A 24,474-nucleotide genomic window follows, 5' to 3' on the forward strand; every position below is an offset into this window, starting at 1 on the left:
GCGCCGGGGCCCTCACGCGGCGGATAGCCGGAGGGCGACGTTTCGGTGGCGCCGCGCCTCTCATCGGGCGGCGGATGCCGGTACGGGAGGGTTGTGCATGAACTTCGAGAAGTACACCGAGCGCGCCCGCGGCTTCGTGCAGGCGGCTCAGAACCTCGCGATGCGCGAGGGACATCCCCAGCTTCAGCCGGGCCACCTGCTCAAGGTGCTGCTCGACGATCCGGAGGGCCTCTGCGCCGGCCTGATCGACCGCGCGGGCGGCCAGTCGCGCGTGGCGCTCGCACAGACCGAGCAGTGGCTCGCAAAGCAGCCGAAGGTCTCCGGCAACGCGGCCGCCCCGCAGGCGACGCGCGAGCTGATGCGCCTGTTCGACACCGCCGAGAAGGCCGCCGAGAAGGCGGGCGATTCCTACGTGACGGTGGAGAGGCTGCTCCTCGCCCTCGCGGTGGAGAAGGATTCCGAGGCTGGCCGCGCGCTCCAGGCGGCGGGCGTCACCCCGGCCTCGCTCAACGCCGCGATCAACGCGCTGCGCAAGGGTCGCACCGCCGACAACGCCTCGGCCGAGAACGCCTACGACGCGCTGAAGAAGTACGCCCGCGACCTCACCGAGGCCGCCCGGGATGGCAAGCTCGACCCGGTGATCGGCCGCGACGAGGAGATCCGGCGGACCATCCAGGTCCTGTCCCGGCGCACCAAGAACAACCCGGTCCTCATCGGCGAGCCCGGCGTTGGTAAGACCGCGATCGTCGAGGGGCTGGCCCTGCGCATCGTCAACGGCGACGTGCCCGAGTCCCTGCGGGACAAGAGCCTGCTCGCCCTCGACATGGGCGCGCTGATCGCCGGCGCGAAGTATCGCGGCGAGTTCGAGGAGCGGCTTAAAGGTGTGCTCTCCGAGGTCACGGCGGCCGAGGGCGGCATCATCCTGTTCATCGATGAGATGCACACGCTGGTCGGCGCCGGGAAGGCGGACGGGGCCATGGACGCCTCCAACCTCCTGAAGCCCGCCCTCGCCCGCGGCGAGCTGCACTGCGTCGGCGCGACCACGCTCGACGAGTACCGCAAGCACGTCGAGAAGGACGCGGCGCTCGCCCGGCGCTTCCAGCCGGTCTTCGTGTCGGAGCCGACCGTGGAGGACACGGTCTCGATCCTGCGCGGCCTGAAGGAGAAGTACGAGCAGCACCACGGCGTGCGCATCCAGGATTCGGCCCTGGTCGCGGCTGCGACACTGTCGAACCGCTACATCACCGACCGGTTCCTGCCCGACAAGGCGATCGACCTCGTCGACGAGGCCGGCTCGCGCCTGCGCATGCAGGTCGATTCGAAGCCCGAGGAGCTCGACAACATCGACCGCGAGATCGTCCGGCTGAAGATCGAGGGCGAGGCGCTGAAGAAGGAGACCGATTCCGCCTCCCGCGACCGGCTGGTCCGGCTGGAGAAGGAACTCGGCGACCTGGAGGAGCGCTCGGCGGCGATCACCGCCCGGTGGAAGGCCGAGAAGGACAAGCTCGGCACGGCCGCAGGCCTCAAGAAGAAGCTCGACGAGGCCCGCAACGACCTGGCCGCTGCGCAGCGCCAGGGCCAGTACCAGCGCGCCGGCGAGCTCGCCTACGGGGTGATCCCGGGCCTGGAGAAGCAACTCGCCGAGATCGAGGCGAAGGCCGAGAACGGCCGCGACGCGATGATGGAGGAGGCGGTCACGCCCGCCCACGTCGCCGGGGTCGTCTCCCGCTGGACCGGCGTGCCGGTCGACAAGATGCTGGAGGGCGAGCGGGAGAAGCTCCTGGCCATGGAGGAGGCGCTGTCCAAGCGCGTCGTCGGCCAGCGCGAGGCGGTGGAGGCGGTCTCGACCGCGGTCCGGCGCGCCCGCGCCGGGCTTCAGGATCCGAACCGGCCGATCGGCTCGTTCATGTTCCTGGGCCCGACGGGCGTCGGCAAGACCGAGCTGACCAAGGCTCTGGCCGGCTTCCTGTTCGACGACGACACGGCGCTCGTGCGCATCGACATGTCCGAGTACATGGAGAAGCACGCGGTCGCCCGGCTGATCGGCGCGCCTCCGGGCTATGTCGGCTACGAGGAGGGCGGCGCCCTCACCGAGGCCGTGCGGCGCCGGCCTTACCAGGTCGTGCTGTTCGACGAGGTCGAGAAGGCGCACCCGGACGTGTTCAACGTCCTGCTGCAGGTTCTCGACGACGGGCGGCTCACCGACGGCCAGGGGCGGACGGTCGACTTCCGCAACACGCTGCTGATCATGACCTCGAATCTCGGGGCCGAGTATCTGGTGAACCAGCCCGCGGGCCAGGACACCGACGCGGTCCGCGAGGAGGTGATGGGCGTGGTGCGGGGGCACTTCCGGCCGGAATTCCTGAACCGGGTCGACGAGATCATCCTGTTCCACCGCCTCGCGCGGTCGGAGATGGGTGCGATCGTCGAGATCCAGCTCGGGCGCCTGCAGAAGCTCTTGGACGATCGCAAGATCACCCTGGAGGTCGACGAGGAGGCCAAGAACTGGCTCGCCGACAAGGGGTACGACCCGGCCTACGGGGCGCGGCCGCTGAAGCGGGTGATCCAGAAGAACGTCCAGGATCCGCTGGCCGAGCTGGTGCTCTCCGGCAAGGTCCACGACGGCGAGACGGTGCCGGTCCGCCTCGGGCCGATGGGCCTGATGATCGGCGACGTGACGGTCGGGGCCGAGCGCCGCCCGGTCAACGCGACGCTGAACTGATCGGCCGGACGGTCGAGGGGCGGCGCACCGGCACTCGGTGCGCCGCCCGGTCCGTCGCGCCTCTCGGACACGGGCCCTCACGAGGCGGCCCCCGCGGGAGGACGGGCGCGCGGCACCGACCGTCGAGGCCGGGATGAGCTAGTGCGCTGGACAGGGCGGACGGGCGCCCGAATCCTGGCGCCATGCGCCCTGCCGTCGCCGCCCTTCTCGTCGCCGTGCCGCTCGCCGCAGCGGCGGACGATCTCCCGCCGCCGGTGGCCGCGGCCATCGCCGAAGTCGAGGCCACCTGCGGATCCGCGCCGGCGAGGATCGATCCGTTCGTCATCGACCGGCAGGACGTGAACGGTGACGGGGTACCGGACTTCATCCTCAACGTCGGCGGCCTCCGATGCGGCGACGAAGAAGTCTCCCAGTGCGGCCTCATGGGATGCCCGAAGATCGTCCTCGCATCCTCGAAGAACGGCTTCGTCCTGGTGCTGGACATCTACGCGCACGACCTCCGGTTTCGCGCGCTGAATGGCCGGCCGGCGGCTTCGGCGAACGACGAGGGATGGAATTGCGGCTCGGTCCGGAGGGGGCCGGGCCGCACGACCTTCCTGTGGGACGGGACGCGCTTCGCCTGCGCCGAGTAGAGGTTGTCTGGCTCTCCGGCGCCGCAGGCAGGCGGTCGCTCCCCGGGTCGACGCTCGGGGAAGCGCCGGGAGAGCACAGGACCGGTCGCCCACCCTCGCTGGATGCGCGGATGTCCGATACGGCTTCGGCGCCCTCGCCGGTGACGTCGCCCTGTCGAGCGGCGCCCTCATTCCCGCTGTCGACCGTGCCCACAGCGTCGCGGTCACCATCCGTCCGGACGGCGCGAACGCGCTGCGCGCCTGGGTCGAAGGAAGGCCCGGGGCGTAGCCTCCATCGGGGCCGCGATGAGCTAGTGCGCTGGACAGGGCGGACGGGCCTGAGGATCCTGGCCGCATGCGTCGCGCCCTCGCCGCCCTGGCTCTCGCCCTCCCGCTCGCCGTCCCGCTCACCGCCGCGGCGGACGATCTCCCGCCGCCGGTCGCGGCGGCGGCCGCGCGGGCCGAGGCGTCCTGCGGGTCCGAGCCGGCCACGCTCAAGCCGGGCTTCATCACCCGCCAGGACGTGAACGGCGACGCTGTACCGGACTTCATCCTGGATTTCGCGGCCGTCCAATGCGGCGATGACGAGTCCGCCGCGTGCGGCACCGCGGGCTGCGAGATGCAGGTCTTCGCCTCGACGACGGACGGGTTCGTGGACGCCTTCGACGCCGTCGCCCACGACCTCCGATTCCGCACGGTGGGAGGCCGCCCGGCGGTCATCGTCGATATGACCGGGGCGACGTGCGGACGATCCGGGCAGGATCCGTGCGGTGCGATCGCCGTCTGGAACGGCAGGACATTCGGCCGGACACGGTAGGGTGCATCCGCGGACCGCAGCCTTCCCCCATCGCGCCGCCGTTCCCATCCCGCCGCATCGGCGCCGCGCCCCGGCGCGGACAGCACGGGAGGGGCCCCCGCGATCGGTTCACGCCCGCGCGCGTCACGAAGCCTTTGCCGGACGGCGCCCGGTCGGCCAGGGTGGGACCGCGTGCGGCGGGCGCGCCCTGACTGGAGCCAGACGAATTGATCCGATCGCATCTGACCTTAGCCGGAGTCCTCGTGTCCATGATTGCAGCCGCATCGCCCCTGATGGCAGCGCCCGACGGCATCCGCGCGGTGACCTTGTCGAGCGGTGGCCTGGCCGAAGTGACCCTGGTCCATGCCGTCGACGGCGACGGGACGATCGGGCTCAGCGTCCGGCCCGAGCAGGTCGACGACATCCTCAAGAGCCTCGTCGTGCGCGATCCCGTCGGAACCGTCGGCGCCCTGCGCCTGGACGGGGTGGATCAGGCCGACGAGACCCTGCGGACGATGCCGTTCACCGCGGACGACCTGTCCGCGCCGACCCGCCTCGTGGGCAAGCTGCAGGGCGTCCCGATCCGGGTCCAGAGCGGCGGGCGCACGCTCGAAGGGCGGGTGCTCGGCGTGTCCGAGCGGAATGCCGGGACTGAGACCGGCGACGTCTCGATCCTGACCGTCCTGACCGCGACCGGCACGCTCGAATCCGTGCCGATCGAGGACGGCGCCTCCGTGACGATCCTCGACCCGGCCATGGCGGCCAAGATCGCCGAGGCGATCGCGGCGGCCGGGAAGACCAAGGTCGGCGACGCCCACCGGGTCGAGATCGCCGTCTCCGGGCAGGGCCAGCGCGAGGTCCGGTTGACCTACGTCGTCGCCGCGCCCGTCTGGAAGACGAGCTACCGCATCGTCGATGGCGGCGGCGGCCGCGCGAACCTGCAGGCCTGGGCCATCATCGAGAACGCGCTGGGCGCCGACTGGACGGGCGTCGACGTCACCCTCTCGTCCGGGTCGCCGGTGGCGCTCCTCCAGCGCCTGCACAAGCGCTACTGGCGCAAGAGACCGGAGGCGCCGGTAATGGTCGAGGATGTCGGCATGCCGGACCTCGACCCGGGCACGGTCGCGTCGAAGTCGGTCGCGCGCCTGCGCGCCCCGGCCCCCGCCGCCGCGCCCCTTCCGGCCCCGATGGCGCGGATGGACACCCGCGACAGCCGCATGGAGGCCGCGGAACCGAGCTACGACGCCGCGGCCGCCACCGCGGGCGCCGCCGCCAGCGAGGGGGATGTCGCGGCGAACTTCACGCTGCCGCATCCGGTCGATCTGCGCGCCGGCGGCACGCTGTCGGTGCCGTTCCTCGATACCGAGATCGAGGCCGAGCGGGTCGCCCTCTGGAAGCCAGGCCAGGGGGTTCACCCGATCGCGGCCCTCCGGATCCGCAACAGCGCCGGCGCGACCCTGCCGGCGGGCCTCATCACCCTCTACGACCGCAAGGCCGGCTACCTGGGGGACGCCCGCCTGCCCGCGACGCCCGTCGGCGAGCAGCGGCTCGCCAGCTTCGCCCTCGACCGCAAGGTCGCCGTCCAGGCGGAGACCGCGCCGAGCGACGCCCTGACCAAGATCACCGTGGTCGACGGCGTGGCGCGCGCGACGGTGATCGCCCGGGAGGTCACGACCTACACGATCAAGGGTGCGCCGGACGCCGCCCGCTCCGTGATCATCGAGCATCCCCGACGGGATGGCTGGACCCTCACCGCGTCCGCTCGCGACAGCGAGACCCCCACGGCCTATCGCCTCAAGGTCGCGGTTCCCGCCGGCGGGACGGCCGAGACCCGGGCCGTGCTCGAGCGCGTCCGGATCGACGCCTACGACCTCGTCGACGCCGACGAGGCGCTGCTCGTCCGGTGGGCCTCCCTGGCGACCGACCCGGAGCTGGGCGGCAAGCTCAAGACCCTCTCCCAGGCCCGCGCCGAGGTCGCCGCGGCGACCCGGACCGTCGAGGAGATCGGCGAGCGCGCGGCGAAGGTGCAGGCGGAGCAGGAGCGCATCCGCAGCAATCTCGGCGCCGTTCCGAAGGACAGCGAGCTGGCGCGCCGCTATCTCAGCCGCATGGGTGCCCAGGAGGACGAGCTGGCGAAGCTCGATGCCGCCCGGACCCAGGCCGAGGACGGGCTCAGGGCGTCGCAGGCGCGGATCCGGTCGCTGATCGCGGCGCTCTGAGAGCGGTCCCGGATCCCCGCGCGATCCGGGACCGCCCGATCGACGGCCATCCCGGCCCGGACGCGACCCGGACGCGGCCCGGCAGGGCCCTGTCCTAGGCGGGGCGGATGGCCGACGCCAGATCGGCGGCCTGCGCGCGATCCCGGCACACCAGCCAGAGGTCGTCGTGGGCCGACAGCTCGGCGTCGAACAGGTCCACGAAGTCTGCCGGCGGATCCCCGAGATCGGGCCAGTGGAACAGGCGGAAGCCCAGCGCCTCGAACAGCGGGAGGATCGGGCCCAGGTCCCACAATCGGTTGTTGCTCAGGGTCGCGTCGAGGCGCCCGGTGGCCAGGAGCGCGGCGTCCGAGATCGCCCCGCCCTCGCTCCAGGGGAACCAGCCGCGGCCGTAATCCAGGGTGTAGCGCTGCGCCGTCACCGACAGCCAGCCGACATGGCCGGTCCGGCGCTCCGGGCGCTCGAGCGGGCGCAGCGCCGTCGTCGTGCGGCCGCCGCGGGTCGGGGCCCAGTAGGCGCGGCCCTCGCTCGCCGCCAGCAGGAGACCCTCCGTGGCTTCCGCCGGTACGCCCCCGGCCGGTGCGGAGCGGTCCTCGTTCCAGGCCGGCAGGCTCATGACGCAGGCCCGGGGCCAGCCACCGCGGCAGGCCGCCACCATCACGCCCCAGCCCGACAGGCCGCCCGCGAAGGGCCGGGTCCCGTCGATCGGGTCGCCCACGAAGGTCCAGGCGTCGCGGGCGAGCAGCGCCCGGGCCACCGCCTGTCCGAGATCCTCGGCGGTCTCCTCCTCGATCAGGTCGGGGCCGAACCGCGCGTGCATCAACCGGCTGACGGCGAGGTCGGCCTCGGTCAGCGCCTGGCCGAGATCCGGACCCTTGTTGCTCATCGCGAGGCCTCCCGCCCGCATGGCGAGGGCCAGCGGGGCCGCCTCCTCGGCGAAGGCGAGCATCGCCGCGAGGACATCCGGCGCGGGTGCGGTGGGCGAGAGGGTCATGCGGCGAACAGTTCGGGGCTTCGGAGCATCAGGGCCTGGACGAGAACCAGGGTCTTGAGATCGGGCAGGCGGCCGGCCCGGGCCTGTTCCGCCAGCGCGGCCAGCGGCATCTCCACGGCCACCACCTGCTCGCCCTCCGCGTGCAGGCCCCCGCCGGGGCCGACCCGGTCGGCCGCGGCGTAGGGCGCCAGGTAGAGCCAGAGGCGCTCCGAGGACACGCTCGGCATGCTGTAGGCGTGGGCGACCGGCTCCAGCCGGGTCAGCCGGACGCCCGCCTCCTCCATCGCCTCCCGGATCGCCGTCGCCTCGGGGGCGCCCCCGTCGAGGCCGCCCGCCGGGGCTTCGTCGAACTCGGCCGACTCACCCCAGAAGGCGGGCCCGACCCGCGCCTGACGGACGAGCAGCGCCACGCGCCGCTCGGGATCGTAGGGCAGCACGCAGGCCGCCTGCCCGTGGTCCTCCAGCGCCCGCCGCACGGTGCTGCCGTCCTGCAGCGTCAGCGTGGCGATGCCGAAGGTGTTCCAGCCGCGGTGGATCACCTGCAGCGGCAGGGCGGGCGGGATCTCGACCATGATCCGGTCAGCGCTTGGTGCTGGCGGCGGTCTGGCCGAACATCACCTTCTTGGCATCCTCGCTCATGGTCTTGCCGAAATCGGGATTGACCTCCGGGGCGCGGGCATAGGCCGCCTTGGTGGCGGGCCGCTCGGCGATCGCCGTGAACCAGCGCTTGAGGTTCGGGTGCTCGTCGAGGTTCTGCCCCTGCTTCTCCCACGGCACGATCCAGGGATAGCAGGCCATGTCGGCGATGGAGTAGTCCGGCCCGGCGACGAAGGCGCGGTCGGCCAGCCGCCGGTCGAGGACGCCGTAGAGCCGGTTGGTCTCGTTGACGTAGCGCTTGATCGCGTAGTCGATCTTCTCGGGCGCGTACTGCGAGAAGTGGTGGTTCTGGCCGAGCATCGGGCCGAGGCCGCCCATCTGCCAGAACAGCCATTGCAGCACCTCGGCCCGGCCGCGCGGGTCACCCGGGATGAAGCGCCCGGTCTTCTCGGCGAGGTAGAGCAGGATCGCCCCCGACTCGAACAGCGTGACCGGCGCGCCGCCGCCCGCCGGCTCGTCGTCGACGATCGCCGGCATCCTATTGTTGGGCGCGATCTTGAGGAAATCCGGGTTGAACTGCTCACCCTTGCCAATATTGACGGGATGAATGCGGTAAGGAACGCCCGCTTCTTCGAGAAACATCGTGATCTTATGGCCGTTCGGCGTCGGCCAGTAATGGAGTTCGATCATCGGCTGGTGTCCCGCTATGCCCCCGGCGGACGGGAAGTGGGTCGGCGCGCCGCTCCGGTCAAGCATGGTGCCGGCGACGACGCCGGCGGCGCATGCAGGGCTGGGCATCCGGGCCTCACCCGCCGGCGCAGCCCTGGACGTCGACGTGGACGGCGTAGAGCGACTGGCTCGCCGCCATGAACAGGCGGTTGCGGTGCCGGCCGCCGAAGCAGAGATTGGCGCAGCGCTCCGGCAGCCGGATGCGGCCGATCGGCCGGCCGTCGGGGTTGAACACCATGACGCCGTCCAGGGCGTCGTCGCCCATGCCCCACCCGCACCAGAGATTGCCGTCGACGTCGCAGCGCAGCCCGTCCGGCGTGCCCGGCCCGGCATCGATCAGGACCCGCCGGTCGCGGAGCGTGCGGCCGGCGACCACGTCGTAGGCGACGATCCGCCGGGTCGGCTGCCCGCGCGATTCCACGAGGTAGAGCACGCGGCCGTCGGGGGAGAAGCACAGGCCGTTGGGGCCGGCGAGGTCGGTGGCCACGGCCTCCAGCGCACCGGTGACCGGGTCGAGCCGGTAGACGTTCTGCGGCAGTTCGGGCTCGGCGCGCACGCCTTCGTAGAACCCGCCGATCCCGAAGGGTGGGTCGGTGAACCAGACCGCGCCGTCGGCCGCGGTCACCACGTCGTTGGGCGAGTTGAGCCGGCGGCCCTCGAACGCGTCCGCCAGGACGGTGATCGCGCCGTCATGCTCGGTCCGGGTGACCCGACGGCCGCCGTGCTCGCAGGTGACGAGCCGCCCCTGCCGGTCGCGGGTGTTGCCGTTGGCGAAGCCCGACGGCCGCCGGTAGAGGCCGACCGCCCCGCTCTCCTCGTCCCAGCGCAGGATGCGGTCGTTGGGGATGTCGCTCCAGAGCAGGTAGCGTCCGTCGCCGAACCAGACCGGCCCCTCGCACCAGCGGAAGCCGGTCGCGAGGCGCTCGACCGCCGCGTTGAACACCCGGTAGCGGGCGAAGGCGGCGTCGAGAATCTCGACCGCCGGGTCCGGGTAGCGCGGGCTCGGTGTCCACACGGGCAGGTCCCTGTCACTCGCGGCGATCGTCACCGTTCCGGCGCGGGCCGGCAAGGCCCGCCGCGCGGACGCAGGCGCAGCACCGCGGCGACGCTGCGGCGACGAGGGCCGGAACCGCCCGGCACGTCGATCCGGGCGCACCATCCTCCACCCCCCAGTGATGGCAGGCGCCGGTTCGACAGCGGGGCGGCCCGGTCCTCGTCCCAGCCCGAACGCTACCGCGCCCTGATTTGTCTGACAAGTGGTACGCGACGGCCAGGCCGCCGCGAAGGGCCGATCCCGGAAGCGTCGGCGCGCACCGCGCCGCGCCTTGCGGGGGAACGGCGGAACCGCTACGGCATTGAGGCCGTGTGGCAGTCGGGGTGTGGCGCAGTCTGGTAGCGCACCTGGTTTGGGACCAGGGGGTCGTAGGTTCGAATCCTATCGCCCCGACCATTCGATCAGGAGCTTGTCGAGTCAGATGCCGAGCGCCCGCATCTTCCGTCCGTCTCGGGACGCCACGCAGTCGGGCCTCGCCCGGACCAAGCAGTGGATCCTGGAGTTCGACCGGACCAGCCCGCGCGAGATCGATCCGCTGATGGGGTGGAACGGGTCCTCGGACATGCTCCAGCAGGTGCGCCTGGAATTCGACACCGAGGAGGAGGCCGTGGCCTACGCGAAGCGCGAGGGGATCGCCTACCGCGTCGAGCAGCCGGCCAAGCCCGTCCAGCGCAAGGGCCTGTCCTACTCGGACAATTTCAAGTTCAACCGCACGGCGCCCTGGACCCATTGAGGCCGTCGCCGCCGCGTCAGGCCTCGCGGCGCGCCTTCCACGCCGGGTAGGGCGAATCGCCCGGCGGACGCAGCTGCGTGACGCGCATCGGCTGCGCGTCGAGGGGCTGGCAGAGCTCGGCGTAGATCGACGCGCTGCCGGCGCCGTAGGTCTCGGCCTCCTCGGCCGAGAAGGCGAAGTAGCCCTCCTTGAAGCCGGCCAGGCGCATCGCGGCGTGGCACATCGGGCACGGGCGGCCGCTCGCGTACATCACGCAGTCGCCGAGGTCGCGGCGGCCGAGGAGGCGGCTGGCCTCGCGCAGCGCCACCATCTCGGCATGGGCGCTGGGGTCGTTGGTCGCGTGCACGGTGTTGGCCGCGCGGACCAGCACGGCCCCCTCCCGCACGATGACCGCGCCGTCGGGCGCACCGCCCGCCTCGACATTGGCGGCGGCGAGGGCCACCGCCTCGCCGATATGGTCCTCGTGCGTCGACATGGATGGGCTCGACATGGATGGGCTCGACATGGCTGAGCTTTCCTCCGCTGGCGCGCCAACGCCGCGCGCGGCCGGAAGTTCAGCGCTCCGCGCTCAGAACGCGTAGCGCACCGTGCAGTAGGGCATCGTCTCGGCGAGCAGGGCCTTGAAGCGGGTGAGCCAGCGGCCCTTCCAGCCGGCCCGGTAGCGCAGGTTGGTGCCCCCGCCCTCCGAGACCTTCGCCTCCTGGATGTCCGGCCGCCAGAGCAGGTCCTCGGCCTTCGGGTGCCAGCCGAGATTGACCGCGTGCAGATCCGCGTTGTGGGTCAGCATGATGATCTCGCACTTGAGCTGCGCCTTGGCGGCGTCGGACAGCGTCGCGTCGATCTCGGCGAACAGCGCCCGCCAGTCGGCCTCCCAGCCCTCGTAGAGGATCACGGGCGAGAAGTTGGCGTGGACCTCGTAGCCGGCGGCCACGAACTCGTCGATGGCGGCGATCCGCTCGGCGATCGGGGCGGTGCGCACGTCCACGATCCGGGCGATCCGCGCCGGCATCAGCGAGAAGCGGACGCGCGTCCTGCCCTGCGGATCGTAGGCGAGGAGGTCGCGGTTGACGGCCTTGGTGGCGAAGGAAGCCTTGGCGTTGGGCAGGGTGCGGAACAGCGCGACCAGGGCGCGCACGCCGTCGCTGACCGCTGCGTCGACCGAGAGGTCGCCGTTCTCGCCGATATCGTAGACCCAGTGCTCCGGATCGATCGGGTCCGGCTCCGGCAGGCGCCCCTGGCGGCCGGCGTGGCGGGCGATCGCCGCGCAGGCCTGCTCGAGGTTCACGAACAGCGAGATCGGGTTGGAGAAGCCCTTGCGGCGCGGCACGTAACAGTAGGCGCAGGCCATGGCGCAGCCGTTGGACGTCGAGGGCGCGATGAAGTGGGCGCTGCGGCCGTTGGGGCGCATCGCGAGGCCCTTCTTCACGCCCAGGACCAGCGTCGAGCGCTTGATCCGCACCCAATCCTCCACCGAGCCGGCGTTGCCGTGGAGTTCCGGGATGTTCCAATGCGACGGCACGACGATGCGCGCGGCGTCGGGAAAGCGCGCCAGGATGTCCCGGCCCAGCGGGAAGTCGCCGACAGTTGGCTCGTGATAGATCGTCCGGATATCGAGCAGGTCGCGGGTCAGGGCCATGGACGATCCGGGGCCCGGAAGCGGCCCGCGACCCGATATGGTGCGCGGCGACGCGGCCGGAATGCCTTGCGACCCGGAGTCTCTCTTCGCGCGGCGCGCGAAAAGCTCGGGATCGGGCGCGGCGCGCGTTGATCGTTCAACGATATCTTACGATTCGGTGCCATGAGTCCCTCATCTTCGAGTGGACGTGCGATGATCGTTCGGGACCAGGAGAGATCCGAGCCGGGCTCACCCGGCTCCGGTGAATCTCTCGACCCTGCAGATCCGAGGTGGGGCGCGCTGATCCGGCGGGATCAGCTGGAGGCCATGCGCGGGAGCGTGCTGGCGGCCATCCCGGTCAACATGCTGCTCGGCGTGGCGAGCATGCTCGTCGCCTACAGGAGCGGGCACGGCACCGTGGGGGCCATCTGGTTCGCGGCGTCGACCAGCGTCAACCTCCTGCGAATCGCCCTCTGCCGGATCCCCTGCCTCGGCCTAGCGCTGACCGCCGACATGACGCCGAGCCTCGCCGCGGCCGCCGCGCGCTCCGTCGACCGGCACCTGCGCGTCTTCACGGTCGCGGCGTTCCTCTCCGGACTGGTCTGGGCCTGCCAGCCGCTCCTGTGCGACGGCTACACGACCGCCGAGACCCTGTTCTACCTGACGATCACCTGCGGCGTGACCGCGGGGGCGGTGACGCACGGGATCGCGTACGCGCGCATCCCCCTCGCCTTCATCGCCCTTCCGCTGCTGTCCGTCGTGGCCTGCCTCGCCTATGCCGGCGACTTCGACCGGAACTGCCTCGCGGCCTGCGTGCTGCTCTACTTCCTCGCCCTGACGCACACGGCGTTCCGCAGCGAATCCGTATTTCGTGAGGCGAGCCGGCTCAAGAACGAGGCCCACGCCCTCGCCCGGTCCCGCGCCGAGGCCCATGCCAGCGCCAGCGCCCTCGTGGACGAGATGCGGTGGCGCGCCACGCACGACGATCTCACCGGCCTGCTGAACCGCGCGGGCTTCCTCCAGGCGACGGAGAACCGGCTCCGCACCGGGACCCTCAGCCTGCTGATGCTCGACCTCGACGGGTTCAAGTTCGTCAACGACGTCTACGGCCACAAGGCGGGCGACCGGGTGCTCGTCGAGGTGGCGCGCCGGCTGAAGGACGCGCTGCCGGAGAACGGTCTCGCGGCCCGGCTGGGCGGCGACGAGTTCGCGGTGCTGTACGATCCCGTGACGTCGGGCGTGCCCGACGACGTCATGGCGGCGAACCTCATCGCCGCGGTGTCCCAGCCGTTCGACGGCTTCGACGCGGGCCGCCTCGGGGTCAGCATCGGCGTCCACGCGAGCGCGGAGCCGAGCTTCACCGAGATGCTGAGCTGCGCCGACGAGGCGCTCTACGCCGCGAAGGCCGCCGGGCGGAACCGCTACCGGGTGTTCGATTCGGGCCTGCGCGAGGGGCTGCAGATGCGGCGGGACCTGGAGCGCGACCTGTCGCAGGCCCTGGTCGAGAACGCCCCGAAGGTCTGGTTCCAGCCGATCTACGCGGCCGATGGCCGGACCCTGGTCGGGCTGGAAGCCCTGATCCGCTGGGAGCATCCGCGGCTCGGCTGGATCGCGCCCCCGGACCTGATCGCCGCCGCCGCGATGGCCGGCCTGACCGAATCGCTGCTCCGCTACATCCTCGAGCAGGTCTGCGCGATGCTGGAGATCTTGCATCGCCGCGGCCTGAGCGGCGTGCGCGTGGCGATGAACGTCTCACCCCGGGAGATGGCGCAGGTCCCCGTGGACGAGATCGTCATCGGGCGCCTGAACCTCCTCGGCCTGCCGCCCACCATGCTGGAGATCGAGATCACCGAGGAGACGGCCCTCGACATCGGCGCGGTGCAGGGCAAGCTGCAGGCGCTGTCCCGCGCCGGCATCCGGGTCGCCCTGGACGATTTCGGCATCGGCTACTCGTCGCTCTCCTCGCTGCGCCAGCTCAAGGCGGACCGGATCAAGATCGACCGGAGCTTCGTGACCGGCCTCGGGGCGAGCGACGACAAACGCGGGCTCGTCCTCGCCGTCCTCGGCCTCGGCCGGCTGCTCGGGCTCGACGTGGTGGCGGAAGGCGTCGAGTCGGCCGAGGACCTGAACATCCTGCAGGCGATGGGCTGCCCGTTCCTGCAGGGCTACCATCTCGGCCGCCCGATGCCGGTGGAAGATCTGGAAGCCACCCTGCTCAGCACGCGCATCGCCGCGGCCTGAGCCGGTGCCGGCGCGCGCGGCTCAGAACCGCCCGGCATCCGCCGGATCGCGGCGCATCAGCCGGCGCGCCGCCGCGCGCCACAGGCGGTCCGGAATCCCGTAGAGCCACACGAGCGCCGCGCACCCGGCGATCGCCAACAGGAACAGCCAGGCCAGCGCCTCGAGGATGGGCCCCGGCGGCGTTCCGGACTCGGTCCGGTCGTACCAGAGCGGGTCCGTGTCCCAGGGCGGATCGTCGTTGTCCACGGCAGAACCCTCCACCGCGGGTCCGAATGCGGCCCGGGGCGCTCGCGCGGCGGTGACCGGTGAATCGGTCCGCGCCACTCCTCTGCCGGCCCGGTCCGCACACGCCTGACCGGGTCCAGCGCGGTCACGCTACAGGCCCCGCCGCGCGCCCTTCGAATACCCATTTCGGACTACGGCCTTCGACCGGCCGCGCTTTTCCACATCCAACTTTCTCCGCAATTTATTGCTTAGTTTGCGGGCTATGGCATTCTGACCGTCTAAAAGACTGCGTGACCTGCCATGAGATCTGCCAAACGCCTGTGGCGCGAGCGCTGGGCGCTGTGTTCGATGCTGGCCCTGTCGGCCGCCTGCGGGCTGCCGGCGCGGGCGGCGGACATGCGCATCGAGGCCGCCAAGATCACCGGCGGTGATCTCTGGATCATCGGTTACGCCGACGATCCGGGGGTGGAGATCACGCTCGACGGCCAGTTCCCCCACCGGACCGACAGCCGCGGCTATTTCGAGTTTCGCGTCGTCTATCATCCGGCCACCTGCATCGCGACGCTGCGGACGCCGAAACAGACCCGCAGCATCGTGGTCGGCGAGTGCGGCCAGCAGGGGCCGCAGGCGCCCGGGCTCGCCGGCCCGCGCGGCGAGACGGGTCCGCGGGGCGAGGCCGGGCCTCCCGGCGAGCGGGGCGCGATGGGACCGCCCGGGCCGCCCGGACCCCAGGGGCCAGCCGGCGCGGAGGGCGTCGCCGGACCGCCGGGCCCGCCGGGCGAGCGCGGCCCCATCGGCATGGCCGGCGCACCGGGGCTGATGGGTGCCATGGGCCCGCCCGGCCCGCCCGGGCCGCCCGGCGGCACCCGCGGGCAGCCGGCTTCCCCGAGCGCCGCGCCGAAACCGAACCCGTCGGCCGCGCTGGCAGGGCCGGCGCCGAAGCCGCGGCCGCCGGCGCGGGCGCGCCGCGCACCCGAGCCGGAATCCGCGCCCGAGGGACCGCTGGATCTGGAGCCCGACGCCGGCGGCGGCGGGATGGACCGCTACTAGGCGCGGACCGGTGTCGACCGCAGGGCCAGCCGCGGAACGGGCCACCCTGCCCGGCCGGGGGCGACGCGTCGGCTCCCAAGTCTCGCGTGGCTGCACGCCGGCAATAGTCTTTGGAAGAGCGTATTTATGCGACTTAACAACTCAATTCGCTCGCGTGCCGCGCTGTCCGCGCCGGGTGTGTCACCTTAATGCCCCAACGCCGCACATTCCGCCGCCAGACCCGCACCGAGGCGAGCCAAAGCGCCCGGTTTGCGCTAAGCGTGACGGTGGGGCGGGCTTGATCGGAGACGAGCGAAACGCCGTACCTTGGCCGTTTTCGTCTCGGACTTCCGGACCGAAAGAGACCGCAAGGGCTTGTTCATCGTGACACGACGTCCACCAGCGAGTTGCCCGACGTTCCGCCTGGCCGGGATGGTGTCCGGACTCGCGATGCTGGCTGCCATGCCGGCATCGGCCGAGACTCTGGAGAGCGCTCTCGCGAAGGCCTATCAGGGCAATCCGAGCCTGAACGCCAGCCGTGCGGGCGTGCGCGCTATCGACGAGAACGTGGCGATCGCGCAGTCGGGCTACCGGCCGACCGTCAACGTCAACGCCGCGATCGGCGTCCAGTACCTTCAGACGCGCTCGTCCAGCACGGTCGCGACGGCGGCCACCGGCGGCACGGCCGCGACCACCGCCGGATCGGCCCTCGGGACGACGGGCGGCGGCCTGGGCGGAACGGCGGGCGCCGGGACGACCGGGACCGGAACGACCACGGGGATCGGGACGACGGGGATCGGGACCGCGGGCGGCACCACCGGCATCGGAACCTCAGGTGCCGGGGCGGCGGGATCCGCGACCGGCGGCGAGGGCCTGTCCGGCGGCGCGACCTCCGACATCGCGAGCCAGGTCATCACCTCCCGGCGGACGACGCGCACCACCTACCTGCCGAGCTCCGCCAGCCTCAACGTCACGCAGACGATCTTCAACGGCTTCCAGACCGACAACACGGTCCGGCGCGCGGAGTCGCAGGTCTACAGCCAGCGCGAGAGCCTGCGCTTCACCGAGCTGTCGGTTCTGTACAGCGCCGTCCAGGCGTACATGAACGTGCTCAGCAACACGGCGACGCTGGAGCTGAACCGGAACAACGTCGAGGTTCTGGAAGAGCAGCTCCGCCAGACCCGGGACCGCTTCAACGTCGGCGAGGTGACCCGGACCGACGTCGCGCAGGCCGAGGCCCGACTGGCCGGCGCGCGATCGCAGGTCGCCCAGGCCGAATCGACCCTCCGCACGAGCATCGGCGTCTACCGGCAGAACATCGGCGTCGAGCCGCGCCAGCTCGCGCCGGGTCGGCCGCTGGACCGGTTCGTGCCGCGCAGCCTCGATCAGGCGATCGCCGTCGGCCTGCGCGAGCACCCGCAGGTCGTCTCGGCCATCCACAACGTCGACGCGAGCGAGGCCCAGGTGAAAGTCCTGGAAGGCCAGCTCGCCCCGCAGCTCAGCCTGCAGGGCTCGCTCAGCCAGCTCTACGACCAGAACGGACCGAACCAGAGCTTCTTCGTCGGCTTCGTCGGCGGACGGCTCTCGATCCCGATCTACGAGGGCGGCCAGACCTACGCGCAGATCCGGCAGGCCAAGGAGTCGGTCGGCCAGGCCCGCATCCAGGTCGACCAGATCCGCGATCAGGTCCGCGCCCAGATCGTCGATTTCTGGGGCCGGCTCGAGGCCGCCAAGGCGCAGGTCATCGCCGCCCAGGCCCAGGTCCAGGCCAACGAGGTGGCGCTGAACGGCGTGCGCGAGGAAGCGCGCGTCGGCCAGCGCACGACCCTCGACGTGCTCAACGCGCAGCAGGAACTGCTGAATTCCCGGGTGAACCTCATCGTCGCCCAGCGTGACCGGGTCATCTTCTCCTACGGGGTGGTCCAGGCGATCGGACAGTTGACCGCGCGCTTCACGGCGCTCCCGGTCGAATACTACAGCGCCAAGGTTCACTACGATCAGGTCAAGGATCTCTGGTTCGGCCTGCGCACCCCGGACGGTCGCTGACGGCTTTTCCACGGGGAGTGTGTTGTGGGCGCGCTTGCCGTCACGAAACGGCATGGAATACTGATTGAACATCGATCCATTCGGGTCGCTTTCCAGTCTCCCATGCCCGAGTGCGCCTGCCGATGAGTGCAGCAAGCCCCAAGATCCCGGACTCGAAATTCCAGGACAAGGCTGCCGATAAGGCGCACGAGCCTTCGATGGAAGAGATCCTCGCGTCGATCCGGAGGATCATCGCCGACGATCAGGCCGCCAAGCCGGCCGAGGTCGCGGCGCCCGCTCCGGAGCCCGACGACGTGCTCGACCTCGCGGAGGTCGCCGAGCCGGTGATGCGCCCGCGCGTCGTCGAGCCGGAGCCGGAACCCGAGCCGGCCCCGGACCTGCTCGACTTCGACGCGATCGACTTCGAGGACCCGGTGACCGCCGCGCCCGAGCCGGAGCCCGAGCCCGAGCCCGAGCCGGCCCCGGAGCCGCCGCCCCCACCGCCCCCGCCCCCGCAGCCCGTGCTCCAGGCCGCCCGCGCGCCCGAGCCGGAGCCCGAGGCCCTGGTCTCTCCGGCCACGGATGCCAGCGTCAGCGGCGCGTTCAACCTGCTGGCCCACACCGTGCTGACGCAGAACGCCCGGACCCTGGAGGATCTCGTCAAGGAGATGCTCCGGCCGATGCTGAAATCCTGGCTCGACGACAACCTCCCGGCCGTGGTCGAGCGCCTCGTGCGCGCCGAGATCGAGCGGGTGTCGCGCGGCCGCTGAGCCGGCGGCCTGGGTACGGCGGCCGCGGGCCGCCGTCCGCGTGTTGACGGGAGCGGCGTGACGGTCGAAAGCGGGGCCACCCCCGTTTGGACAAGCGCCGGCCCGTACCCGCGATGATGGACAAGACCTTCGAGCCCACCTCCGTCGAGGCGCGGATCTCCGCCGCCTGGGCCGAGGCGGACGCCTTCCGTGCCGGCCGGCCCGAGCGCGCCGGGGCCCCGCCGTACTGCATCGTGATCCCGCCGCCGAACGTGACGGGCTCCCTGCACATGGGCCACGCCCTCAACAACACGCTGCAGGACATCCTCTGCCGCTTCGAGCGCATGCGCGGCAAGGACGTGCTCTGGCAGCCGGGGACGGACCATGCCGGCATCGCCACCCAGATGGTGGTCGAGCGGCGGATGATGGAGCGTCAGGAGCCCGGCCGCCGCGAGATCGGCCGCGCGGCCTTCGTCGAGAAGGTCTGGGCCTGGAAGGCGGAATCCGGCGGCGCGATCGTCAACCAGCTGAAGCGGCTCGGCGCCTCCTGCGACTGGTCCCGCGAGCGTTTCACCATGGACGAGGGGCTGAGCCGGGCCGTGCTCAAGACCTTCGTCGACCTGCACCGGCAGGGCCTGATCTATCGCGATAAGCGGCTGGTGAACTGGGACCCGAAGTTCCAGACCGCGATCTCGGACCTGGAGGTCCAGCAGGTCGAGACCAGGGGCCATCTCTGGCACTTCGACTACCCGGTGGTGGACGAGGCCGGCAACGAGACCGGCGCCGTCATCACGGTGGCCACCACCCGCCCCGAGACGATGCTGGGCGACACCGGCATCGCGGTCCATCCCGAGGACGCGCGCTACACCGCGCTCGTCGGCCAGCGCGTGCGCCTGCCGCTGGTCGGGCGGCTGATCCCGATCGTGGCCGACACCTACTCGGATCCCGAGAAGGGCACGGGCGCGGTCAAGATCACGCCCGCCCACGACTTCAACGACTTCGACGTCGGCCGCCGCCACGGGCTCGGCCTGATCAACGTCCTCGACCCCGAGGGCCGGATGCTGCTCGACGGCAACGCCGAGTTCCTCGACGGCGTCGCGCCCGAGCCGGAGGCCCTGGCGCTCCACGGCCTCGACCGGGCGCAGGCCCGCAAGGAGGTCGTCGCGCTGATGGAGGCGCGCGGTCGGCTGCGCGCGATCGAGCCGAACACCCACGCGGTCCCGCACGGCGACCGCTCGGGCGTGGTCATCGAGCCCTACCTGACCGACCAGTGGTACGTGAACGTCAAGCCGCTCGCGGAGCGCGCCCTCCAGGCGGTGCGCGACGGGCAGACCAAGTTCGTGCCCGAGAACTACGAGAAGATCTTCTTCCAGTGGCTCACCAACATCGAGCCGTGGTGCATCTCGCGCCAGCTCTGGTGGGGCCACCAGATCCCGGTCTGGTACGACGACGCCGGCGGCATCTTCGTCGCCGAGAGCGAGGCCGAGGCGCAGGCGGCGGCCGAGGCGCAGCACGGTCGGCCGGTCGCGCTCACCCGCGACGCGGACGTCCTCGACACGTGGTTCTCCTCGGCGCTCTGGCCGTTCTCGACGCTGGGCTGGCCGGACACGACCCCGGAACTCGCGCGCTTCTACCCGACCAACACCCTGGTGACCGGCAAGGACATCCTGTTCTTCTGGGTCGCCCGGATGATGATGATGGGCCTGCACCTCACCGACCGGGCGCCCTTCGACACGGTCTACCTGCACACCCTTGTGCGGGACGCGTCGGGCGCGAAGATGTCGAAGTCGAAGGGCAACGTCGTCGATCCCCTGGAACTGATCGATCAGGTCGGCGCCGACGTCCTGCGCTTCACCCTCTGCGCCCTGGCCGTCCAGGGCCGCGACATCAAGCTGTCCACCGACCGTGTCCAGGGCTACCGCAACTTCGCGACCAAGCTCTGGAACGCCGCCCGCTTCGCCGAGCTGAACGGCTGCCGCCTGGACCCGGCCTTCGACCCGCGCTCCGCCACCGGCGCGATCAACCGCTGGGCGCTCACCGAGGCGGCCCGCGCGGTCGACGAGGTCGCGGGCGCCCTCGAGGCCTTCCGCTTCAACGACGCGGCGGCGGTGGCCTACCGCTTCGTCTGGAACATCTTCTGCGACTGGTATCTCGAGCTCGCCAAGCCGGTGCTCCAGGGCGAGAGCGTCGATCCGGCGATCCGGGCCGAGACGCAGGCGAGCGTGGCGTTCCTGATCGATCAGGTCGCCAAGCTGCTGCACCCCTTCATGCCGTTCCTCACGGAGGAGCTGTGGGCGATCAAGGGCGCCGACCTGCCGGAGCGCGGCCTGCTGACCCTGGCCGCCTGGCCGGACCTCGGCGGCCTCGCCGACGCGGCCGCGGAGGCCGAGGTCGGGTTCGTGGTCGATCTCGTCAGCCAGATCCGCTCGGCGCGGTCCGAGACCAATGTCCCGGCCGGCGCGCAGATCCCGCTGGTCATGGTCGGTGCCGCCCCGGAGGTGAGAGTGCGGGTTGAGGCGTGGCGCGACACGCTCCTGCGTCTCGCTCGGCTGTCGGAGATCACCTTCTCCGAGACGCCGCCGAAGAACTCGGTGCAGCTCCTGGTGCGCGGCAGCGTCGCCGCGCTGCCGCTGGAAGGCGTGGTCGACCTCGCGGCCGAGGTCGCGCGCCTGAAGAAGGAGCAGGGCAAGGCGCAGGGCGAGATCAAGAAGATCGACGCGAAGCTCGGCAACGCCGACTTCGTGGCCCGGGCGCCCGAGGAGATCATCGAGGAGAACCGGGAGCGCCGCGAGAGCGAGTCGGCGCGGCTGGCGAAGATCGAGGAAGCTCTGGTCCGGCTCAGCGGCGACTGAGCGCCCGTCCGGGAGCGCTCCGACGTGTCAGGCCCGCCCCGGGGGTGACCCGGCCCCGGAGGCTCGCCCGTCAGCGTCGGGTGCCGAGGGTTCCGGTGAACGCCCGCGGCCCGCCCCAACTGGCGGCGGACGCGTCGTTCGGGGTCCAGAAGCCGTCCTGCGACGCGCCCCGCGGATGCAGGGAATAGTCCGGTGGAACGTAGCCGCCCGACTGGTTCCAGTAGCCGGGCCGGAAGTTGGCCGCCGATTTCGCAACGCGCTCATCTCCGGGGCGGCGCGTATCGACGCTGTACGTTCTCTCGGAAACGCTGCGCGGCGCGCGACTTGCGACGACGGGCTTCGCGCCGAAGTAATCACGGTAATCCGCATACGACTCGACCGCCAGCGCGCCGACAGTCGACCCGAAGACCATGGCGGCCGCCAACAGCACCTTCATTGTCGATTCCTCTGCCTACACACTCGGATCTGGCGGCACCGAGATTGCGCCGGCCCGCCGAACTGAGCGGTATTCAAGATCGACTCCCGGAAACGGCGGTGCCGGACAGCACGAGCCTGGATCCGGCCCAACCCGCGCCGGGTCGTCGGACCTCCGGTCTCGGTCACGCGCCGCGATCGCGCTGGGGCTCCGCGAGCGCTCGGCTACCTGTCCAAACGGTAATTTGATCGCCACGCCCGGGTCAGGCGCCGCCCCTTAGACAGATCCCATCGACGGCCGCGACCGCCGGCGTCGTCCCGATCAGTCCCGAGAGGTTGAGACCCCCCATGACCGAGACCCGTCCCACTGGCCGCACCTCGCGCCGCGCCCTCGCCTCCGTGGCGGCCGCCGCGCTGATCGCCGGCGGTGCCATCGGCAGCGGCTATCTGCCGGCCGCGACCCCGGCCTACGCGCAGGCTCTGCCCAAGTCGCCGATCGAGGCGCCCGAGCATCCGCCGGGCTCGTTCGCCGGTATCGTCAACAAGGTGAAGCCGGGCGTGGTCTCGGTGAAGGTGAAGCTCGACGACTCGGCGAGCAGCGACGACGACGATGGCCCGAGCCAGGGGCGCAACCTCCAGAACGTGCCGCCGCAGCTGCGCGAGTTCTTCAAGCGATTCGGCCAGAACGGTCCCGGCGGCATGCAGCCCCAGCATCAGGGCCCGCGCGGCGCGGTGGGATCCGGCTTCATCATCTCGGCCGACGGCTACGTGGTCACCAACAACCACGTGGTCGACCATGCCAAGACCGTGCAGGTGACGCTGGACGACGGGCGCACTCTCGACGCCAAGGTCATCGGCAAGGATTCCAAGACGGACGTCGCCCTGCTGAAGATCACCGAGGGCTCGAACTTCCCGTACGTCCAGTTCGGCAAGGCCGCGCCGCAGGTCGGCGACTGGGTGGTGGCGATCGGTAACCCGTTCGGCCTCGGCGGAACCGTGACCGCCGGCATCGTCTCGGCCCGCGGCCGCGACATCGGCGCCGGTCCCTACGACGACTTCCTGCAGATCGACGCGCCCATCAACAAAGGCAACTCGGGCGGCCCGACCTTCAACGTCAACGGCGAGGTGGTCGGCATGAACACCGCCATCGCGTCCCCGTCGGGCGGCAGCGTCGGCCTCGCCTTCGCGATCCCCGCCGAGACCGTTCAGGCGGTGGTCGACCAGCTCCGGACCGACGGCAAGGTCGCCCGCGGCTACCTGGGCGTCCAGATCCAGCCCGTGACGCAGGACATTGCCGAGGGTCTGGGCCTCGACAAGGCCAAGGGCGCCCTCGTCGACCACGCCGAGAACGGCACCCCGGCGGCCAAGGCCGGCCTGAAGGCGGGCGACGTGATCGAGAAGGTCAACGGCGACACGGTGGACAGCGCCCGCGAGCTGTCGCGCAAGATCGCCGGCCTGAAGCCGGGCGCCAAGGTCGAGCTGAGCTACCTGCGCGGCGGCAAGACCGACACCGCCACGGTGACGCTGGGCACGATGCCGACCGACGGCACCAAGATGGCGAGCCGCGACGACGACTCGGGCAACGGCCAGCCGCGGCTCGGCCTGCAGCTCGCCCCGGCCGGCGATGTCGGCCTGTCGGATCAGGGCGTCGCGGTGGTCCAGGTCGATCCCGACGGCCCGGCGGCCGCCAAGGGTATCGAGGCGGGCGACGTGATCCTCGACGTCGGCGGCCAGAGCGTGGCCCGTCCGTCGGACGTGGCGACGCAGATCCGGGCGGCCGAGTCGAGCGGGCGCAAGGCCGTGCTGATGCGGGTGAAGAGCGGCAAGGGCCAGACCCGGTTCGTGGCGGTCTCGCTCAACAAGAAGGCCGGCTGAGGCCGGTTTCTCCCGGCGCGGGGTCCGCCCCGCGCCGTCTCGTGGTGACCTCCGACTCGCGCTGGCCGAACAGGCCGGCGCTTTTTCGTGGCCCCTTCACCGCGACTGAGCGTCTGGGCGTCTCAGCGCCCCGGGACCGGTATGCCCAGTCCCGGCCCGAGCCGCGTCCGGCACCGTCCCAGCGCCGCGAAGGCGGCGTTCGAATCCCGGGCAAGGCGCATGAGGTCCCCCAGGCGTGCCCGGCCGCGCGCGAAGGCGAAGAACACCGCGGCAATGTCGGGCTCGCCGTCCGGCGTGAGGGCCGAGGCCGCGAAGGCCGGCAGGGCCTGATCGGCCGGATCGCAGATTACGCGCACGGCCGCGAAGGGCAGGCCGTGCCGGCCCGCGAAGGACGCGGCCACGTGCGATTCCATGTCGACGGCCGCGGCGCCGGTGGTGGTTCGCAGATCGGTCTTGCCGTCGACCGCGAGAACCGCGGTGTCGACCCCCGCCAGGTCCGCCGGGATCACCCGCGGCCCGACGCCGGACAGGAGGTTGAGCAGCGTGGCCGACAGGTCGAGATCGGCGGCGCGCCGCCCCTCCTCGCTCACCACGCCGGTGCCCACCACGACGTCGCCGGGCCGGAGCGAGGGATCGAGGCCGCCCGCGATGCCGAAGCTGACAACCGCTCGGCAGCCGGGCTGGCCGCGGGCCTCGAGCAGCTGGCGGAGCCGGTGCGGGTTGCCGCCGGCCCCGACGGCTTCGACCCCCTCCCCCGCCGCCATGCGGCGCTCGCGGGCGAGGCCGGTGACGGCTAGGACGGGTGCGGCGGGATCGATCATGGCGCGCTCGTGGACGAGTCCGGCGAGGTCCGCAAGCAGGCGCGAGCGCCGGGGCGGAGTCCGGGCCGGATCCGGCGCGGGGGGCGGCTCGTCCGGTCCCGCGGGATCGCTGTCTGAGGAGGCCACGTGTCGGGTACCGGGGCTCGCGGATCGGCTGTCGAGAGGGTCGAGCGCGC

General features: G+C 71.7%; 20 protein-coding genes and 1 tRNA gene. 12 read left to right on the forward strand and 9 right to left on the reverse strand.

Going from position 1 to position 24,474, the window contains the following annotated elements; genetic code table 11:
- Nucleotides 1–97: 97 nt before the first annotated feature.
- From clpB to ACX9MN_RS20840, 4 genes are all read left to right on the forward strand, one after another.
- Nucleotides 98–2,722 (forward strand): ATP-dependent chaperone ClpB, encoded by a 2,625-nt coding sequence (gene clpB, locus ACX9MN_RS20825; RefSeq protein WP_056531783.1) that lies wholly within the window; start codon nt 98–100, stop codon nt 2,720–2,722.
- 182 nt (nt 2,723–2,904) lie between these two features.
- Entirely contained in the window at nt 2,905–3,354 is a 450-nt protein-coding gene (locus ACX9MN_RS20830; RefSeq protein ID WP_489725315.1) for a hypothetical protein, read from the forward strand.
- Nucleotides 3,355–3,688: 334 nt separating this feature from the next.
- Nucleotides 3,689–4,150 (forward strand): hypothetical protein, encoded by a 462-nt coding sequence (locus tag ACX9MN_RS20835; RefSeq protein ID WP_482958446.1) that lies wholly within the window; start codon nt 3,689–3,691, stop codon nt 4,148–4,150.
- A gap of 248 nt (nt 4,151–4,398) precedes the next feature.
- A complete protein-coding gene (locus ACX9MN_RS20840; RefSeq protein ID WP_489725316.1) occupies nt 4,399–6,348 on the forward strand; it encodes a DUF4139 domain-containing protein in 1,950 nt (649 codons plus the stop codon).
- A 94-nt stretch (nt 6,349–6,442) separates the two neighbouring features.
- Here ACX9MN_RS20840 and ACX9MN_RS20845 read toward each other — a convergent pair whose 3' ends face one another.
- The 4 genes from ACX9MN_RS20845 to ACX9MN_RS20860 all read right to left on the reverse strand — a co-directional run bounded on the left by ACX9MN_RS20845 (nt 6,443) and on the right by ACX9MN_RS20860 (nt 9,680).
- Nucleotides 6,443–7,339 carry an inositol monophosphatase family protein gene (locus ACX9MN_RS20845; protein WP_447698420.1) on the reverse strand — a complete coding sequence of 299 codons (897 nt, stop codon included), beginning with the start codon at nt 7,337–7,339 and terminating at the stop codon, nt 6,443–6,445.
- Entirely contained in the window at nt 7,336–7,911 is a 576-nt protein-coding gene (locus tag ACX9MN_RS20850; RefSeq protein ID WP_082558041.1) for an NUDIX domain-containing protein, read from the reverse strand. The genes ACX9MN_RS20845 and ACX9MN_RS20850 overlap by 4 nt, the downstream gene beginning before the upstream one ends.
- Before the next feature lie 7 nt (nt 7,912–7,918).
- Entirely contained in the window at nt 7,919–8,626 is a 708-nt protein-coding gene (locus tag ACX9MN_RS20855) for a glutathione S-transferase N-terminal domain-containing protein (protein ID WP_091925368.1), read from the reverse strand.
- A gap of 115 nt (nt 8,627–8,741) precedes the next feature.
- The gene (locus ACX9MN_RS20860) at nt 8,742–9,680 is read right to left on the reverse strand and encodes an SMP-30/gluconolactonase/LRE family protein (RefSeq protein ID WP_056531771.1); all 939 of its coding nucleotides are present in this window, start codon (nt 9,678–9,680) and stop codon (nt 8,742–8,744) included.
- 358 nt (nt 9,681–10,038) lie between these two features.
- Here ACX9MN_RS20860 and ACX9MN_RS20865 point away from each other — a divergent pair.
- Nucleotides 10,039–10,115, forward strand: a tRNA-Pro gene (locus ACX9MN_RS20865).
- A 25-nt stretch (nt 10,116–10,140) separates the two neighbouring features.
- Nucleotides 10,141–10,452 carry an ETC complex I subunit gene (locus ACX9MN_RS20870; RefSeq protein ID WP_020090615.1) on the forward strand — a complete coding sequence of 104 codons (312 nt, stop codon included), beginning with the start codon at nt 10,141–10,143 and terminating at the stop codon, nt 10,450–10,452.
- 16 nt (nt 10,453–10,468) lie between these two features.
- On the opposite strand, the gene ACX9MN_RS20875 is transcribed toward ACX9MN_RS20870, so the two are convergent.
- Both ACX9MN_RS20875 and ACX9MN_RS20880 read right to left on the reverse strand, forming a co-directional pair.
- Complete coding sequence (locus tag ACX9MN_RS20875; protein ID WP_489725317.1) at nt 10,469–10,927, reverse strand: nucleoside deaminase; 459 nt, start codon at nt 10,925–10,927, stop codon at nt 10,469–10,471.
- Between the two features lie 93 nt (nt 10,928–11,020).
- Nucleotides 11,021–12,088: a spore photoproduct lyase family protein gene (locus ACX9MN_RS20880; RefSeq protein WP_489725318.1), complete on the reverse strand. Its 1,068-nt coding sequence runs from the start codon at nt 12,086–12,088 to the stop codon at nt 11,021–11,023.
- Between the two features lie 306 nt (nt 12,089–12,394).
- On the opposite strand from ACX9MN_RS20880, the gene ACX9MN_RS20885 reads away from it, so the two are divergent.
- Nucleotides 12,395–14,308, forward strand: a complete 1,914-nt coding sequence (locus tag ACX9MN_RS20885; protein ID WP_175556273.1) for a putative bifunctional diguanylate cyclase/phosphodiesterase — start codon at nt 12,395–12,397, stop codon at nt 14,306–14,308.
- Between the two features lie 21 nt (nt 14,309–14,329).
- Here ACX9MN_RS20885 and ACX9MN_RS20890 read toward each other — a convergent pair whose 3' ends face one another.
- A complete protein-coding gene (locus ACX9MN_RS20890; protein WP_020090619.1) occupies nt 14,330–14,554 on the reverse strand; it encodes a hypothetical protein in 225 nt (74 codons plus the stop codon).
- 279 nt (nt 14,555–14,833) lie between these two features.
- On the opposite strand from ACX9MN_RS20890, the gene ACX9MN_RS20895 reads away from it, so the two are divergent.
- The 4 genes from ACX9MN_RS20895 to ACX9MN_RS20910 all read left to right on the forward strand — a co-directional run bounded on the left by ACX9MN_RS20895 (nt 14,834) and on the right by ACX9MN_RS20910 (nt 21,188).
- Nucleotides 14,834–15,583 carry a collagen-like domain-containing protein gene (locus tag ACX9MN_RS20895; protein ID WP_244492175.1) on the forward strand — a complete coding sequence of 250 codons (750 nt, stop codon included), beginning with the start codon at nt 14,834–14,836 and terminating at the stop codon, nt 15,581–15,583.
- A gap of 411 nt (nt 15,584–15,994) precedes the next feature.
- Nucleotides 15,995–17,608 carry a TolC family outer membrane protein gene (locus tag ACX9MN_RS20900; RefSeq protein WP_020090621.1) on the forward strand — a complete coding sequence of 538 codons (1,614 nt, stop codon included), beginning with the start codon at nt 15,995–15,997 and terminating at the stop codon, nt 17,606–17,608.
- Between the two features lie 197 nt (nt 17,609–17,805).
- Nucleotides 17,806–18,357: a PopZ family protein gene (locus ACX9MN_RS20905; RefSeq protein WP_020090622.1), complete on the forward strand. Its 552-nt coding sequence runs from the start codon at nt 17,806–17,808 to the stop codon at nt 18,355–18,357.
- A 113-nt stretch (nt 18,358–18,470) separates the two neighbouring features.
- Nucleotides 18,471–21,188 (forward strand): valine--tRNA ligase, encoded by a 2,718-nt coding sequence (locus ACX9MN_RS20910; RefSeq protein WP_489725319.1) that lies wholly within the window; start codon nt 18,471–18,473, stop codon nt 21,186–21,188.
- A gap of 70 nt (nt 21,189–21,258) precedes the next feature.
- Here the strand turns inward: ACX9MN_RS20910 and ACX9MN_RS20915 are convergent, their stop codons facing one another.
- Nucleotides 21,259–21,624 carry a hypothetical protein gene (locus ACX9MN_RS20915; protein ID WP_489725320.1) on the reverse strand — a complete coding sequence of 122 codons (366 nt, stop codon included), beginning with the start codon at nt 21,622–21,624 and terminating at the stop codon, nt 21,259–21,261.
- Between the two features lie 326 nt (nt 21,625–21,950).
- Here ACX9MN_RS20915 and ACX9MN_RS20920 point away from each other — a divergent pair, with 326 nt between their 5' ends.
- Nucleotides 21,951–23,477 (forward strand): Do family serine endopeptidase, encoded by a 1,527-nt coding sequence (locus ACX9MN_RS20920; protein WP_020090625.1) that lies wholly within the window; start codon nt 21,951–21,953, stop codon nt 23,475–23,477.
- Between the two features lie 122 nt (nt 23,478–23,599).
- Here ACX9MN_RS20920 and ACX9MN_RS20925 read toward each other — a convergent pair whose 3' ends face one another.
- Complete coding sequence (locus ACX9MN_RS20925; protein ID WP_489725321.1) at nt 23,600–24,298, reverse strand: phosphorylase; 699 nt, start codon at nt 24,296–24,298, stop codon at nt 23,600–23,602.
- Nucleotides 24,299–24,474 lie beyond the last annotated feature (176 nt).

The sequence above is a fragment of the Methylobacterium sp. 1A genome (assembly GCF_058072805.1).

Coding starts and splice junctions, on each gene's coding strand:
- clpB (WP_056531783.1), top strand. CDS start 98: ATGAACTTCGAGAAGTACACCGAGCGCGCCCGCGGCTTCGTGCAGGCG.
- ACX9MN_RS20830 (WP_489725315.1), top strand. CDS start 2,905: ATGCGCCCTGCCGTCGCCGCCCTTCTCGTCGCCGTGCCGCTCGCCGCA.
- ACX9MN_RS20835 (WP_482958446.1), top strand. CDS start 3,689: ATGCGTCGCGCCCTCGCCGCCCTGGCTCTCGCCCTCCCGCTCGCCGTC.
- ACX9MN_RS20840 (WP_489725316.1), top strand. CDS start 4,399: ATGATTGCAGCCGCATCGCCCCTGATGGCAGCGCCCGACGGCATCCGC.
- ACX9MN_RS20845 (WP_447698420.1), bottom strand. CDS start 7,339: ATGACCCTCTCGCCCACCGCACCCGCGCCGGATGTCCTCGCGGCGATG.
- ACX9MN_RS20850 (WP_082558041.1), bottom strand. CDS start 7,911: ATGGTCGAGATCCCGCCCGCCCTGCCGCTGCAGGTGATCCACCGCGGC.
- ACX9MN_RS20855 (WP_091925368.1), bottom strand. CDS start 8,626: ATGATCGAACTCCATTACTGGCCGACGCCGAACGGCCATAAGATCACG.
- ACX9MN_RS20870 (WP_020090615.1), top strand. CDS start 10,141: ATGCCGAGCGCCCGCATCTTCCGTCCGTCTCGGGACGCCACGCAGTCG.
- ACX9MN_RS20875 (WP_489725317.1), bottom strand. CDS start 10,927: ATGTCGACGCACGAGGACCATATCGGCGAGGCGGTGGCCCTCGCCGCC.
- ACX9MN_RS20880 (WP_489725318.1), bottom strand. CDS start 12,088: ATGGCCCTGACCCGCGACCTGCTCGATATCCGGACGATCTATCACGAG.
- ACX9MN_RS20885 (WP_175556273.1), top strand. CDS start 12,395: ATGCGCGGGAGCGTGCTGGCGGCCATCCCGGTCAACATGCTGCTCGGC.
- ACX9MN_RS20895 (WP_244492175.1), top strand. CDS start 14,834: ATGAGATCTGCCAAACGCCTGTGGCGCGAGCGCTGGGCGCTGTGTTCG.
- ACX9MN_RS20900 (WP_020090621.1), top strand. CDS start 15,995: ATGGTGTCCGGACTCGCGATGCTGGCTGCCATGCCGGCATCGGCCGAG.
- ACX9MN_RS20905 (WP_020090622.1), top strand. CDS start 17,806: ATGGAAGAGATCCTCGCGTCGATCCGGAGGATCATCGCCGACGATCAG.
- ACX9MN_RS20910 (WP_489725319.1), top strand. CDS start 18,471: ATGATGGACAAGACCTTCGAGCCCACCTCCGTCGAGGCGCGGATCTCC.
- ACX9MN_RS20915 (WP_489725320.1), bottom strand. CDS start 21,624: ATGAAGGTGCTGTTGGCGGCCGCCATGGTCTTCGGGTCGACTGTCGGC.
- ACX9MN_RS20920 (WP_020090625.1), top strand. CDS start 21,951: ATGACCGAGACCCGTCCCACTGGCCGCACCTCGCGCCGCGCCCTCGCC.
- ACX9MN_RS20925 (WP_489725321.1), bottom strand. CDS start 24,298: ATGATCGATCCCGCCGCACCCGTCCTAGCCGTCACCGGCCTCGCCCGC.